Below are 13,464 nucleotides of genomic sequence, written 5' to 3' on the forward strand. Positions count from 1 at the left end.
CTCCTACTGGACGTTGGCCACTTCGCTGAAAGGCTTGGCCCATGCATCCCGTGATCGAGCGTCACGAAGCAGTGGAAAGCCACGCGAGTTGAGATTTCGGCGGTGATGCAGCGCTCGCAACTCGGCGGCCAGAATGCCAGCATAGTCGAGCCGATCTGCGCGAAAGGGATCATGGCCCGGAGCAAGAAGGCCGGAGCTCGTGCCCATGAAAAAGTAGATCCGCTCGGGAAGTATCTTGCCGTTCACCGAAGCGTCGACATCGGCACACGTCTTGAACATGAGGTCACGTGCTTCGCGAGAAGCCTCTGGCGCGATTGCGGCCAAGTCAGCGCCGCCGGCCGCGGCCATATAGAGTTCTTGCAAAGCCCACCCGGCCAAATGCTCGGGTGGCAGGTTCGCCACGCCGATCATGCGTAGGCATGCGAGAGCGTTCTCGACATGCTGCCGGACGCTATCCGCCGATTGAGAGGGCTGTGGAATCGCAGACAACCGGATGCTCCGATCAAGAACCATCTGACGCAAAGCTGCGTGGCTGTTTGGGTTCGTTGAACATGCCAGGCGGTGAGTGCCTGACGGTGGGAGCGGCCGCCCGAGTTCCGCGATTTATCCGGCAGGATGATTCTAGTCGATCTGAGCGGCGATGGCTAGCATTTTTGGCGTTTTTCTTTGGCTAGACTTGCGTACATTGAGGGCGCGTGAAGCATATGCGCTTCACGTTCGACACAGACCGGCGTCTATACGGACAAAATGTCCGAAAGTTCGGGAAGATTGCGAATTCCTACGGCAGCCCGCCGGGTCTTCGGCCGATGCGATGGGGGTGTATGCCGGGGTGGCGGCCCGGCCTAGGACCCAGGTCGAGCCACCCGCCGGCGCCGCAAAAGCCCTCAATTGGACGCAATCCGGGTGGCGTTCCACTCGTCGCACATCGTCTGCATCTTTTCAGCGATTTCGATCGGCACCAGGCCATCGACATGGATCCGCCCGGCCTCTCGGAAATAGTTCCGCATGATCGGGTCATTCCACGACAGAATTTCGAAGACTGCTTCGGGCAAGGGTTCGCCAGGTTCGCTGACGGGCTTCCCGGTGGCGAAGGATATGATGTTTGACATATGCGGTGCCTCGCTAAAGGGGTTGATCCAGGGCTTAGCGAACCGCGCACGACGATTCCGCACAGTTTTAGGCGTTAGCCTTGGACATGCTGTGCGGACCCTGGACCAATTCTTTGTAGCGGGCGAAAAGCTGCTGTCGGGCAGCTTTGTACCGCGTGCATACGGGTCGCTAAACCCATTAGCACTAGATTGCAATTTGAAGTTTTCGTCAAGGTAAATTTCCGTATTAATTTTGCCGGATGATAATAGTGTTGATCAGTCGACGACTAATCAACCATCAATCAACTTATCAATCCTCTCTCGATTTGTTTCGTAATACATTATTGACTCCTCAATGACCTGGCTGCATCTTCTTGCGAACGCTACCGCGAGGCAACCAAATGGCAGAAATCTCCAATCTCCTGACACAGAAAGAGGTCGCCGCGCGCCTTCGCTGCTCAGAGCAAAAGGTCAAACGCCTGCGTAAAATGGGCGCGCTAGCCTACATACCGGGTCGACCTGTGCTGATTGCTGAATCCGACCTCGAAAAATATCTCGAGAGCACCAAGCGGCACAATGAACCCGCTGTCATGAAGGTAGTTGTCGCGAAGCCAGGTCGCCCGCCCGAAAGTCCTGCCGCCCTGGCGCGCCGCGTCTGGCTCGCGCGACAGAACTATCAACGCGATAAACGGGACAGGACTAAATAAGCTTGCGAGCCTCTGTAACATTGCTTATTTTGTAACAGTGCTGTAGCTCGGTTACAAAACGGAGGATCAAATGAGGGTTTTTGGCTACGTTCGCGTCTCGACGATCGAGCAGGCTTCGAACGGCGAGAGCCTAGAGGCTCAGAAGGCCAAGATTACTGGCTACGCAATGATGCAAGGCTGGACGGTCGACGAGATGTTCGTCGAAGCCGGCGTGTCCGGCTCTGTACCTCTGGCGGATCGACCGCAGGGTCAGCGCCTGCTCGCCGCCGTCGGAAACGGCGACATGATCATCACTCCCAGGCTCGACCGCATGTTCCGTAGCGCCTCTGATGCCCTTGGAACGCTCGAGGAATTAAAAGGGCAGGGCACCGGCTTGGTGATGATCGATCTGGGTGGCGACGTCACCGGCAACGGTATTTCCAAGCTTGTGTTCACAATCCTTTCAGCCGTAGCCGAGAACGAGCGCGATCGCATCCGCGAGCGCATCCGCGAAGTGAAGCGCCACTTGGCCGCACAGGGTATCTACGGCGGCGGCAAAGCGCCTTTCGGCTATGATGTGGTCGACGGCCGCTTGGTGGACAATGCCGAGCAGCAATTCACCTTGGCGAAGATGCAATCGATGCGAAAAGCCGGCGCCAGCTTGCGCGCCATAGGCGACGCTACTGGGCTGAAAGCGATGTCGGTGAAGCGCATTCTCGACCGGGCCGGCGTCGTATTGACATCAAGGAAATAGCGTAGATTGAATCTTGCCGGTTTTCCGGCGGGGGAGGATGAATTGGCGGAGATCGTAATAGCGACATCGCTTGCAATTATCGCCGTGTTTTGCGTGCTCTGCGTGCTGCTTTTCTTTGGGTTGGCCGGCTCGGTTCACCACCCCTCGTTTCTGGAGCAGGAATCGCAAAAGGACGAAGCCGCGCGAAGACTGGCCAACGCGCTCGCGCCGATCGTAAAACAGGCGGTTCACGAGGCCACAACGAAGGCCGTTCGAAACACTGGCGCCACCATTGGTTACGGCCTTTGATCAAAGAACTTAGTCGGAGGGGGCGCCGATCGGTTTTGACGCGGCCGGCACCTAGTCGAATGCGTCACCGGCGCCCGTGTCGCCGGTGAGGTTTGTGCCGGCGGACGATGGGTCCTCGATCTCACGAGCGGCGCGCTTCAAGCGATCGATCGCAGCGTCGAGCTCTTCGCCGGTCATCTCCGACGGATCCTTCGATTTCTTGCCGCCCGATGACCGATCAACCAGAACACCATTGGCGCGGAGTAGCGCCACACCCGCCGTCGCCACTGCCGGAGGTGGCGACTTCTCGTCTTTGCACACTCGAATCAGGCCGTTGACAGCGGCCTCTAGACCTTCGGTGCGAAGCCTGCGGTCGACACGTTCGAAAAGCTGTTCCGGCGTTTCCTGGCCGCCTGTCGTGGTCATCCAAATGCCCCTTTGTCATCGGTTTCAGAGTTGGCGTCGATCAGCCGATCGAGTTCCGCCTTCTTCTTGGCGATCAACGTATCTAGTTCGGCGACGTCCGCGTTTGCCGCCTTGGCCGGCGGGCGTGCTGACAGGATCTCGCGCACCTGCTGCACCTCCTGGCGCTCCCGCCGCGCTCTCGCTCGAGTCGCGGCCGGGCCCGGCTTGTGCGATCGTTTCCAGGTCTCGTAAGCCGCGCGTTCTTCCGGCGTCATGGCAGCCACGCGCTTCGCTCGTTTCGATGCCGCACGTTGCAACGTCGCCAGCTTCTTGTTCAGCTTCGTTTCAGCGTCCGGCGCATCACGGTGCGGCCACACCGGCTTGTGCCAGTTGGCGCCTTTTCCCGTCTTTCCTCCGTGGAAGCGGCACCGCCCGTTTTCCATCGCCAGATTCTGACAGGGTTCGCCGTCGCGCTTTCGAGTGGCGCCGCACTTCGGCTGAAGGTGGCGGATACGGTTCCACTTCATGATCGCCGCGCGGCCGACGGCGATCTGCTCCGCGCTACCGCGCCACGGGTCGCGCCGCTTCTGCCGGCCGGCGCCTCTCACGGCAGGTCTCCAGTTACGCATCGCTGAGGTATCGCCGATGACAGCCCGCCGACCCGCCAAGGCCCCAACGATCGGACAAATTGTCCTCGGGCGCCAGCTGCGGGAAATGCGGCTTGCGCGCGCATAAGAGGGAGGGACCATGGGGTAGAGCGGGTGGTACAGAAAAGAAGCAAAATGGTATCTGGTTCTTCGCACACGCAAGCCGCAGTTGCCGCACTTTCACTCGTCATGACTGCCTCCAGCAGACAATTTGTCCGAATTTACCCATTTGCGGGCTTGGCCAGCCGCAGCGATTGCCTTCCGTTTTGATGCGCGCTCTGCTTTCTCTCGCACTGCCTGCGCTTCGAACCTCTGATGGATTCGAACGTTGACGCGCCATTCAGAAGGGCCGTCTTGATCTCGTTTGTTGACGGCGACCCAATTTGCAATTTCGAGTTCTGCCATGGCCGCGAATAGGCGCCGCCGGTCACGGAGATCAGTGCGCGCGTCGTAGACCGTCCGGCGCGACAGCGTCGTCAGATCCGGCTTTGTTAGCAAATACCCGGCCACACCACGAGCGTCTGACGCCTCCGTGTTGGGTTCGAAGTATCGCGAGTAGAAGGCCATCGAATGCCGGAGCACGAAGCGACTGAACGAAACGGCCTTTTCCACCGTGCCGAGCGAAACCGTCGGCGGGAGCGAACCGCTCGACCGAAAGGCCGCCTCGAGACCATGAAAGACGAGGACGATGCGCGGCAGGATCATGCCGAACTTTGCGACATGCCCCTGCCAGGCGGTCGACAGGCCGGGCGCGTTCTTAAGCCTTGCGATCTGCTCGGCAGCAGCGTCAAATGTATTTTGGGCTTCGGGGGCCATGCGTATTGGCGTCCCGTCGGCGGGTTGGTTCGAGGCCAGCATTTGTATGGCCCTCGCATACGCCGCCGCCGCTTCTTCGTCCGGCGGTTCATCAATCCCACGTCGGTCGACGTCGTCATCAAGGATGAAGACGAAGCGCTGCAGCATTCCGTCAGCGCCGAGATTCGTTGCGATCTCGGCTATCTTCTGCGGCTGCGAACTGGCGATGACGGTCATCAGCGCACTGTCGGCGCGGATGGATCCTCCGTTCACTCGATCGACTGAGATAGCCGAACCATCGAACAGACGGAGCGCTTGGCTTCGATCGCCATCGCCGCTCCGCTTATAGGCGCCCAACGACCCGAACAGGCTCAGGAGCTCATCGGGCGAGCGCATCAGCCCCCGCGGATTGTGGGCGTGCAGTTGGACTTGTTTCTCGAGCGTCACGTCATCAACGACGCACCGCTTTTGGATCGGCTCAGGTCCAGGCGGAGACGCATCTTTCCGCCGGCTCTTGTGGGCTTGATTAGCAACATCCCACATATCGTGCTCAAGCTTCCAAACGCGATGCCACTCAGCATCGAGATTGCGCAGCGGCTTCTCCGCCGCCTTGATGATTGGCGACTTCGCGCTGCCGGGTGCCGCGATGATGCAAGCCCACAGCCCGGCCGGCTGTGTAAATCCGGTGTCGAACTTTCGTATCTGGATCCTGGCGGACGCTCCGATCGCGGCCGATGCGACCGCAACGGCGGCAATCGCAGCAAAGCTCTCCGGCGTGCCCTTGCGGCGGCTTTCGCTGCCAACCCATCGACGCAGCATTTCAGGCAGGCAGTTGGACGGAAGCGTCGACAGGTCCGCGGGATCGTTCTGCGTGAAAATGTCCAACGGCTCCGGCAGATCGTCGCCAGGCTTGGGTGGCGTTTCCTTCTCATGCGCGGTCGCGGCCACGGCTGCGCACCTTTCTGCCACGACTTGTCGAAGGTCGAGCGGCGTGGAATTCATCTCGTGAGCGAACTCGATCCCTGCAAAGGCGACGGGATCGACGGCGAGCAACGCCGCCAACGTGTCGGCCTCCTCGATCAGCTTGTCGGGATTCCAGGCTGCCGGACCGTCGCCTTCGGCGAACTTGAACCAGCGGGCCGCCTCCAGCGCGGTCCAGCGCAGCCCGACGGCACGCGCGACTGTCTGCAACGATGATGCCCATGTGGCACCTTCACCGAACTCGGGAAATTGATCTCCGGCCAACTGGCGGCAGAGCCAGGTCAACGCCTCTGCTTCGGTCGGACGGCGGACCGACGTATCCGGCTCCCCAACTGGCGCATACGGACGTCCGCCAACAGGGCCATAGAACGGGCTGCCTCCGAAGTTGATCTCGCCGGCGGAATCGACGGCACCAAACTCCCGGATGAGTGACGCTGGGTTGTGGGTCCACTCCGCGCCATAGTCATGGATGCCATCGGTGAATATCACCAGGTCTTCCTCGAGGTCGCGGTCTAACTCGGCCGATGAAATCCGCCACTCGCGATCCGCGCTGGCTGACCGGGGGACTATGGACGGAACCCAATCCGATCGGCGCGCCATGACAGCATTGAGGACGGCCATAGCCGGCGGATAGGGAGGCTTCGTATCATTGTCGGCAGAACGTTTGGACGACGTCAGATCGAAGCCAAGCTCCTTGGCTGCCTGGACGATGGCAGGGATCAATACGTCCAACTTTGCCGGCTCTAGAACGGGCAGATGATCGAGCGGAATTGTGGGCAGAGAGGATCGTACGCGGGCGCCGGATGAATGCTGGCCGGCGACGACGATCTGCTGACCTTTCGCAAGGAATTCGACGAGGTGTTCCCGACCGGTCACCGTGTCGACGAATTGCAGTTGCCGTTTGCCCACCGGTGCTGCGAGCTTCATCAGGATCATGCAACTTGTCGAGTTGTCGCGCCACCGCATGGGAAGAGCGGCAACTGGCAGGCCAAGCGCGCATGCAGCGAGGTCCTTGAGTGCAGCGGCTAAGGCGCGCCCGCGGTCGGCTTCCGGCCCCGCTTCCGATCGCTCAATCTTGACGTCGATGTCCAGTGCGGCCACTTCACCAGTGACAACGCACCAGTTGATCGGACCAGGCCACCGGCTCCACTCAGCAATGTCGGCCGGCGTGCTCTCAGTCTTCCGCCAACCCTTGAAGCCCACCCACTTGCCATCTCTGAGCTTCGACGGAGCCTTGCCGTCACTGATGCGATCGACGACGGCGCCTTTGGCTTGATCCCAAAAGGAGCACATAACGCCGGGCGGTGCGGCTGGCCGGATCATCGCTGAATAGCCGGCGGCGACAAGCTGTTCTAGGTCACCAGCAGCGCGAACGCGGTCGCGCACAGTAGCCCACTCAGACTTGCCAGAGACAACTTCTGGAACTATATTCAGAATATTCATCATTCGACCTTCTCGCCGGTTCGCGTGTCCAGACGCGGCCGGCGTTTCTGTTTCTCTCTCCCCGAGGTCGATTGGTCGTCAGATAGAATTGCGATCGCTATCCCGTCCGGGCGTGTCCGTCGGAATAGCCTGGTTCGCCCGCCTTGGGCGCGTACCAATAGTACTGGTCCATGAGGCTCCGGAATTCCGCGGACTGGCGAAGCATCTCGAGCACAGCTCGCACATTGGGGCCCGTATTTGCGCGCTGTTCCGGCGGGAGGTTCAGCGGTATCTCGAAAAACATCTCACCGGGCTGCCCGTTTTCATTGGCCCCTCTCGCCACCAGCCATTGCATCCCGGGCGTCATTGCGTCGCCCGGCAGCAGGTCCGCGATTGTCGCTGGGCGTAGATCACAGAAGACCCACGGCCGATCCGTGACGACAAGCCGACCGCGACTGCCTCGACGACGCTCACGTCGCGACATCGACGCGGCCGTCATCCCGCCCACCCCGCACGTGCGCGTTCTTGGCGCTTCGCTCGGGCGGCTGAGCCGCGATCCGACGGTGTCCAGTCGTCCGCACTGTCGATCAGCGTGATCAGGCTGCCCACCGTAACGAGTGTCCGGCCGCCTAGTCTGTTGAAGGTCAATCGCCTTTCCGATTCGAGCCGGTAGAGAGACGATGGCGATAGGCCGAGCAGTTCCGCCGCAGTGATGAGCGGGAGAAAAGGGCGCTGACGCCAAGGGATTTCCGCCTTAGGAGATTTCTTTCGATCGGCGCGCGCAGGCGCGACGGCATGGATCGTCATCTGACTGCCTTTCAACCAAGCGCATTGGCGCTCTCAAATTTTCGGAAGGTGCGTCGCGCCAATCCAGGCCAGCCAGTTCGTCCGCTTCAAGCGACGGCGAACATGAATCTAATTCATTACTCGGCCAAGTCAACGCAATTCTGGAGATAATTATTGCGTAGGTTGGCATCGTTAGTAATAACGCCAATCTTTCTTTATGACAGAATATTCTGTATTACAGAATTTATATCTATATCGCGAGGGCGGCGCGGCGCGCCAGTTCCTCTGTTGCGTCCACGATGAAGGCGGAATAGTGCCGCTCGATCATCCCGGAACTCGTGTCGTGAAGCGCCGCGACCAAGCGGACAGGCAAGCCGGCCTTGAGCCCTCGCACGATCGACGAGTGCCGGAAGGCATACATTATCGTGCCTGCCGGCACGCCTGCCCGCTCGACTGTGGCCGCCCACCAGTTGTCGACCTCATAGGCCGGCCCCCACGGGCGCCGGTGATCCTTCTCCCACTTCACCGGGCCGACGCTGCGATACGCCCACCGCTCCAGAAGCGGCTCGTCCGTCTCGCGACCGGTCACCGCTGGCCGAAGCTTGTCCAGCGTCTCGGCGGCGATGGGGATCGAGACTGGCGGCCTGGCTTTGGCCGAACGGCCTTTCGACGAGCCAGGCATCATGAGGCGCAGTTTGTCGATCTGCAGATCCCCAACGCGGAGCCGGCGCATCTGCGAATGCCGCGCTCCGGTCACCCCGGCCACCAGGACCAGACGGCCGAAATCTTCGTCGACGTCGAATGCCGCCGTGATGGTCGAGCGGATTTGCTCATCGGACAGTAACTGCTTGCGGGCATCCTCGGTGACGCTCATGGCGCGGGTTCCGACCTTGATCTCGGTTGCCAGGTGAGCGGGTAATTCGCGCCGGTGCCGCTCGGCGGCGTCGTTCAGGGCGGCGCGAAGGTCATTCATGAGCCGGTTCACAGTCGACGGCGCGAGCGGCTTGGGATCGTCCTCGCCTTCGTCCTCGTCGACCTCAACCAAGCCGTTGATGCGCAATCTCCCGCGCCAGCTTTCGATATCGGCGGCGCGCAGCTTCGCAAGCGCAAGGTCGGCGAATTCCTCGTCGGACAGCACATGGCGGGTCAGCCGACCTTCGGCATTGCCCCCTTCTCGCACTGATCGCTTTTTGCGCTTGGCAACATAGCTCTCGACGGCGGTTCGCACTGTCGGAACGCTCGAGCCGTTCGCGGCCGATTGCGCAGCCGCGTATTGCCGCTTGCTCCAATCGAGCGCCGCTGTAACCGCAGCGCGGTAGGTGAGCGCGCCTGCCGGCGCGCCGTCATCGTCGGCGCCGCCCAACTTCTCTTCGACGCGATGGCCGTCAGCGACCATCTTGGCGATCCACACACCGCCACCGCGGGTGGGCTTTCGATAGCCCAGGCTGACGCCGCCCCGGCCGCCGCTGACGCCGGTCCAGTATGGGTTTTTTCGCGAGTCTAGACGGGCACGCTTCGAAGGGCTATCGATCTTGGAAGTTCGCTGTCCCACAGAGCGTCCCACACAGATTTGAGAGATGACTGTGATAAGCATAACGGCAACTGGCCGGGATACAAGGCTTTCAGGATATCATGTTTATCCGTTGGCAGCCTTCACTCCGCCCTCCGAAGGCAGAGGTCACAAGTTCGAATCTTGTCGGGTGCGCCATCTATTGGCACCGCAGGCCGCCGGCGCTGCTCGGCTGCACCGCAGTTTCCGCGACGCCGTCCGAGTGCAGCTCGGATCGCGCTGAAGTCAGGGCACGATGCCGCGGCAGGCCCAGGCGACGTTGGCGAAAGACCTCGGCCCATCGGCACGACCGGCCTCATAGGCATCGCGGACTGCAGCCTCCGTGCGGGTCCGCTCGGCTGCGTCGAGCGTGGTCATGTATTTGCCGAGCGGGCCTTCACCGGCGGCAATCGGCGCCCAGTAGTCGTCGAAATTCTGGTAATCCATGCGGATCATCAGCTCGGTTTCGGTGATTTCGGTCAGGCCCTGTTCGACAAATGTCCGCTTCATTTCGCCGGGCTGCATCATCGGCTGGAAGCAGTAGCGATTGCGCATCTGGCGGCCGCTTTCGCTGAGCGCGGCCACGGTGTCGATCATCATGCGCATGGCCGGCATGCCGCCAAGATGGTCCCACACAACGGACGCGACCACGCCGCCCGGCCGCGTCACGCGGCGCATCTCGGCCACCGCCTTGCCGGTTTCCGGCACGAAGTGAAGCACCAGCAGCGCCAGCGCACGGTCGAACGCGTTGTCCTCGAAAGGCAGCGCCGTGGCGTCCGCCTGCTCAATAGTGATGCGCGGATCGGTATTCCTCTCCTTCGCCGCCGCGACGAAGACGGCTGAGAAGTCGATGGCCTGGATTTCGGCGAGATCGCGCGACTTCGCCAGTTCGAAGGTCAGGCTGCCGGTGCCGCAGCCGACGTCGAGGATCTTCTCGCCGCCGGCTAGGCCGACGAAGTCGATGAACTTGGGCGCGAGCCTGCGGCTCCAGCGGCCCATGAGCTGCTCATAGCCGGATGCCGCGTGAACGGTGAAGCTTGATGTCATCCCGTCCTCCCTTACTGGTTTCAGCCTAGACCCACGCGGGAACCATGCCAAGCAACGAAACCAGCCTCGTCCCGAGATCGCACAGGTGGGCGTTGGCAGGAGCATACGATGCCGAGGCCGAGCGCCGGTGTTCTATCGCAACCAGATCGCCGCCGACCGAGCCCGGATCGCCGAGATGAACGCGTTGGCGGAGGGCCTTCCTGTTCCGCCGCCGTATCCGGTCATTGGCCCGGCTTTTCGCCGCCGCAAGCGAGGATGCCAACGTGTTCCGCAGCGGGATCGCCTTGTGCGTTTCGCTGCCGCAGATCACCAGACCGCATATGGCGGCAAACTGGCGGGGCTGGGCGGTCGCACCTTACCGCCGAATGCCGGCATCATCGATCGCGACCGGATGGCATCCCTGCCTGCCGGCCGATCTTGTCGCAGTCCGGATTGCAACTTGTCAGTGACGTCAACGAGCGGAGACTTCGTTCAAGCAGGCGTCGTTTTGCCGGTCGAAAGCGCTTCGAACACCTCGCCGGTTTCGGCCACGAGCGTCTGCATCAATTCGCCGGCAGGAAGCTCCCGGTTCAAGGCTGCCGCCTGCCCATAAAGATGAAAGGCGAAATCTCCTTTTGCACCGGCCTCGCCGAGCGGAGCGCTGAGCGCAACCATTTGCGGGAAGTCGGGGAGGTGCGCCCGGTTCACCTCCATCTCCAAGGCGAAGCGGGTGCGTCTCGCCCGCGCCGCGCGGCCGGTGAAGGCATCGGTGACCATCGTGTCCATGTCCGTGGCGGCGCGGATCAGGGCTCGGCGCGGTCCGTCCGTGCCGGCCTCGTCGCAAGACAGGAAGCCGGTGCCGATCTGCACGCCGCTGGCACCAAGCGCGAAGGCGGCCGCTATGCCGCGGCCGTCGGCGATGCCTCCGGCGGCAATGACCGGCAGCTTGACGGCATCCACGACCTGGGGAACCAGCGCCATTGTGCCAACGCCGTCACCGGGACGGTTGGGAGCGTGCGATCCCCGATGGCCACCTGCCTCCCAGCCCTGAGCTATGACCGCGTCGGCTCCGCCGTCGGCGAGTTGGCGCGCTTCGGCGACATTTGTCGCGGTGCTGATAACCACGATCCCCGACTGCTTCAACTTGGCGACCGCGGCTGCGTCCGGAATGCCGAAATGGAAGCTCACGACCGGTGGCCGGATCTCGAGCAGCAGTTCAAGCTTTTCATCGTCGAAACCCGGTCCGATCGGCGGAAGCCTCCGCGAGGGTTCGTCGAGCGACAGCTCCTTGTAGTAGGGCCGCAACCTGTCGATGACCTGGGTCAGCACGGCGTCGCTGGTGTCTGGTCTGGGAAAAACAAAGAAATTGAGGTTGAAGGGACGCTCGGTCGAGGCGCGCAGCTGGCGCGCAGCGGTGCGCAAGCCGTCCGGCAGCATCGATGCGCAGCCGAGCGATCCCAGCCCGCCGGCATTGCTCACCGCGGCGGCGAGTTCCGGAGTCGCCGAGCCGGCCATCGGAGCCTGGATGATCGGATGTTCGATCTTTAGGAGATCGCATAAACGACGGTTCGGCCACACGAGCGTTTTTCCTGTGTCGGGAAAGGAACACGCGCAGTCCATCATAGGCCCGGATCAGGGCGGGGTCACCGGAATTGTGCGAGGCACGCTCCCACGCTTTCCCGCTCCACCAAGGGGCATTCAAGCTTGGTGATGGGATAGCGGCCGCGGCCTAGCGTTGGCGGCGTCTCCAATTGCTCGATCGCCCATTGGCCCATTGCCAGATGCGGAAGAATCGATGTGGTCAGCGGCGGGAAGAGGTGACGGGCGATCTCCTCGTCGTCATAGCCGATCACGGAAATGTCCCCGGGGATATGCAGGCCCGCCTCCTTCAGCGCCTCGTAACAGCCGATCGCCGTGCGGTCGTTCTGGCAGAAGATGGCGGTCGGGCGGTCCTTCAGCGCAAGCAGCTTCACCGTCGCGGCATATCCGGCGCTGGCCGACCAGTCGCCCTCCACCACCAGGTCCGGATCGAAGGGGATGTCGGCGGTGGCCAAAGCGCGGCGATAGCCCTTCAGCCGATCCTGCGCCGCCTGCATCCAGGGCTCGCCGGTGATGGTTGCGATGCGGCGGTGGCCGCGGCTGATCAGATGCCGGGTGGAGCTCTGGCCGCCGGCGATCTCGGAAGGCACCACGGCCGGGAAGGCATAGTCGGCGGTGTAGCAGTTGAGCAGGATGACCGGAATGTCGAGGCTGTAGAGGAACTCGGGCGCGGTGATCTCGCGGGTGAAGATGGTCATGTAGATCAGCGCCGAGAGGCCGCGCCGGGTGAGCGCCTGGATGGCACGCGGCTCCATGACGGCGTCACCCATGGTCTGCGCCACCAAGAGCACTTTGCCGGCATTCCAGGAGGCCTGCCGCGCGCCCTCGATGGCCACAACCGCCTCGGGGCTGGTGGCGAGCTGATCGACGGCAAAGCCGATGACGCCATCCAGCCCTTCGAAGGGCGTGACGGGCGGACGCAAAGCTGAAAAGACCGGCGGCGAATAGCCCAGCGCTCTAGCTGCCTCGATCACACGGTCGCGCGTCTGCTGCGACAGCCTGATGCCCGGCGAATTGTTGAGCACGAAAGAGACCGTCGCCTGCGAACAGCCGGCGGCCCTCGCTATATCGGTCATGGTGACCCGGCCCTTGGGCTTGGCCGAGGCCTTGCGGCGTCTGGACGTTTCCCGTGGATCGCGCAGTTGCGTCGGTTCGCTCATGGTCTTTTCCCAAACCTGCCGGGCTGTTCCGCAAAGCCCGCCACCGAGCGGGTATGCTTATAACTATTATCACTAAAAAGGGCGTTGGCACCAGCCACGGCATGCGGCGACAAAATGGCCAAAAAGGTCAGCAAAGCTGTCAGTTTTCACAGGTTTTGCCGACCCACCAGCGTAAATCCTGCTTCCACCGGCGTGCACCGCGGGCACCGATTCGCCGCGGCTGGGGGCGCCGGGGACCCGGGACTAATACTATTTACTAATATCGGTAAGCGATCTACTGTCAACGCGTCGCCGGGCAA

The 13,464-nt window shown here is 62.0% G+C and carries 13 protein-coding genes; 3 read left to right on the forward strand and 10 right to left on the reverse strand.

The window, feature by feature from the left end; all coding sequences use genetic code 11:
- Window positions 1-3: 3 nt before the first annotated feature.
- The gene (locus tag A9K71_RS26090; RefSeq protein ID WP_067002825.1) at window positions 4-411 is read right to left on the reverse strand and encodes a hypothetical protein; all 408 of its coding nucleotides are present in this window, start codon (window positions 409-411) and stop codon (window positions 4-6) included.
- Between the two features lie 473 nt (window positions 412-884).
- A complete protein-coding gene (locus A9K71_RS26095) occupies window positions 885-1,109 on the reverse strand; it encodes a hypothetical protein (RefSeq protein WP_067002826.1) in 225 nt (74 codons plus the stop codon).
- Window positions 1,110-1,489: 380 nt separating this feature from the next.
- Between A9K71_RS26095 and A9K71_RS30925 the strand changes: the two genes are divergently transcribed.
- From A9K71_RS30925 to A9K71_RS26110, 3 genes are all read left to right on the forward strand, one after another.
- Window positions 1,490-1,795: a helix-turn-helix domain-containing protein gene (locus A9K71_RS30925; protein ID WP_082980720.1), complete on the forward strand. Its 306-nt coding sequence runs from the start codon at window positions 1,490-1,492 to the stop codon at window positions 1,793-1,795.
- A gap of 70 nt (window positions 1,796-1,865) precedes the next feature.
- Window positions 1,866-2,528, forward strand: a complete 663-nt coding sequence (locus tag A9K71_RS26105) for a recombinase family protein (RefSeq protein ID WP_067002829.1) — start codon at window positions 1,866-1,868, stop codon at window positions 2,526-2,528.
- 6 nt (window positions 2,529-2,534) lie between these two features.
- Complete coding sequence (locus A9K71_RS26110) at window positions 2,535-2,816, forward strand: hypothetical protein (RefSeq protein ID WP_067002831.1); 282 nt, start codon at window positions 2,535-2,537, stop codon at window positions 2,814-2,816.
- 51 nt (window positions 2,817-2,867) lie between these two features.
- Here A9K71_RS26110 and A9K71_RS26115 read toward each other — a convergent pair whose 3' ends face one another.
- From A9K71_RS26115 to A9K71_RS26160, 8 genes are all read right to left on the reverse strand, one after another.
- Window positions 2,868-3,221, reverse strand: coding sequence for a hypothetical protein (locus A9K71_RS26115; protein ID WP_067002833.1), 354 nt, complete (start codon window positions 3,219-3,221; stop codon window positions 2,868-2,870).
- Window positions 3,218-3,808, reverse strand: a complete 591-nt coding sequence (locus A9K71_RS26120) for an HGGxSTG domain-containing protein (RefSeq protein WP_067002834.1) — start codon at window positions 3,806-3,808, stop codon at window positions 3,218-3,220. Before A9K71_RS26120 ends, A9K71_RS26115 begins: the two co-directional genes overlap by 4 nt.
- A 219-nt stretch (window positions 3,809-4,027) precedes the next feature.
- A complete protein-coding gene (locus A9K71_RS26125; RefSeq protein ID WP_082980721.1) occupies window positions 4,028-7,069 on the reverse strand; it encodes a DUF3987 domain-containing protein in 3,042 nt (1,013 codons plus the stop codon).
- A gap of 471 nt (window positions 7,070-7,540) precedes the next feature.
- Window positions 7,541-7,852, reverse strand: coding sequence for a hypothetical protein (locus A9K71_RS31815; RefSeq protein WP_156752770.1), 312 nt, complete (start codon window positions 7,850-7,852; stop codon window positions 7,541-7,543).
- A gap of 229 nt (window positions 7,853-8,081) precedes the next feature.
- Window positions 8,082-9,227 (reverse strand): integrase, encoded by a 1,146-nt coding sequence (locus A9K71_RS26135; protein WP_067003261.1) that lies wholly within the window; start codon window positions 9,225-9,227, stop codon window positions 8,082-8,084.
- Between the two features lie 399 nt (window positions 9,228-9,626).
- Window positions 9,627-10,427, reverse strand: coding sequence for a class I SAM-dependent methyltransferase (locus A9K71_RS26145; RefSeq protein WP_067002840.1), 801 nt, complete (start codon window positions 10,425-10,427; stop codon window positions 9,627-9,629).
- 471 nt (window positions 10,428-10,898) lie between these two features.
- Complete coding sequence (locus A9K71_RS26155; RefSeq protein ID WP_245299780.1) at window positions 10,899-11,984, reverse strand: nitronate monooxygenase; 1,086 nt, start codon at window positions 11,982-11,984, stop codon at window positions 10,899-10,901.
- Window positions 11,985-12,049: 65 nt separating this feature from the next.
- Window positions 12,050-13,165 carry a LacI family DNA-binding transcriptional regulator gene (locus A9K71_RS26160; RefSeq protein ID WP_067002844.1) on the reverse strand — a complete coding sequence of 372 codons (1,116 nt, stop codon included), beginning with the start codon at window positions 13,163-13,165 and terminating at the stop codon, window positions 12,050-12,052.
- Between the last annotated feature and the right edge of the window lie 299 nt (window positions 13,166-13,464).

Source organism: Mesorhizobium sp. WSM3873 (assembly GCF_001672445.1).
In the GTDB taxonomy this organism is placed as follows: Bacteria; Pseudomonadota; Alphaproteobacteria; order Rhizobiales; family Rhizobiaceae; genus Mesorhizobium.

Coding starts and splice junctions, on each gene's coding strand:
- A9K71_RS26115 (WP_067002833.1), bottom strand. CDS start 3,221: ATGACCACGACAGGCGGCCAGGAAACGCCGGAACAGCTTTTCGAACGT.
- A9K71_RS26145 (WP_067002840.1), bottom strand. CDS start 10,427: ATGACATCAAGCTTCACCGTTCACGCGGCATCCGGCTATGAGCAGCTC.
- A9K71_RS30925 (WP_082980720.1), top strand. CDS start 1,490: ATGGCAGAAATCTCCAATCTCCTGACACAGAAAGAGGTCGCCGCGCGC.
- A9K71_RS26090 (WP_067002825.1), bottom strand. CDS start 411: ATGATCGGCGTGGCGAACCTGCCACCCGAGCATTTGGCCGGGTGGGCT.
- A9K71_RS26105 (WP_067002829.1), top strand. CDS start 1,866: ATGAGGGTTTTTGGCTACGTTCGCGTCTCGACGATCGAGCAGGCTTCG.
- A9K71_RS26125 (WP_082980721.1), bottom strand. CDS start 7,069: ATGATGAATATTCTGAATATAGTTCCAGAAGTTGTCTCTGGCAAGTCT.
- A9K71_RS26135 (WP_067003261.1), bottom strand. CDS start 9,227: ATGGTCGCTGACGGCCATCGCGTCGAAGAGAAGTTGGGCGGCGCCGAC.
- A9K71_RS26095 (WP_067002826.1), bottom strand. CDS start 1,109: ATGTCAAACATCATATCCTTCGCCACCGGGAAGCCCGTCAGCGAACCT.
- A9K71_RS26160 (WP_067002844.1), bottom strand. CDS start 13,165: ATGAGCGAACCGACGCAACTGCGCGATCCACGGGAAACGTCCAGACGC.
- A9K71_RS31815 (WP_156752770.1), bottom strand. CDS start 7,852: ATGACGATCCATGCCGTCGCGCCTGCGCGCGCCGATCGAAAGAAATCT.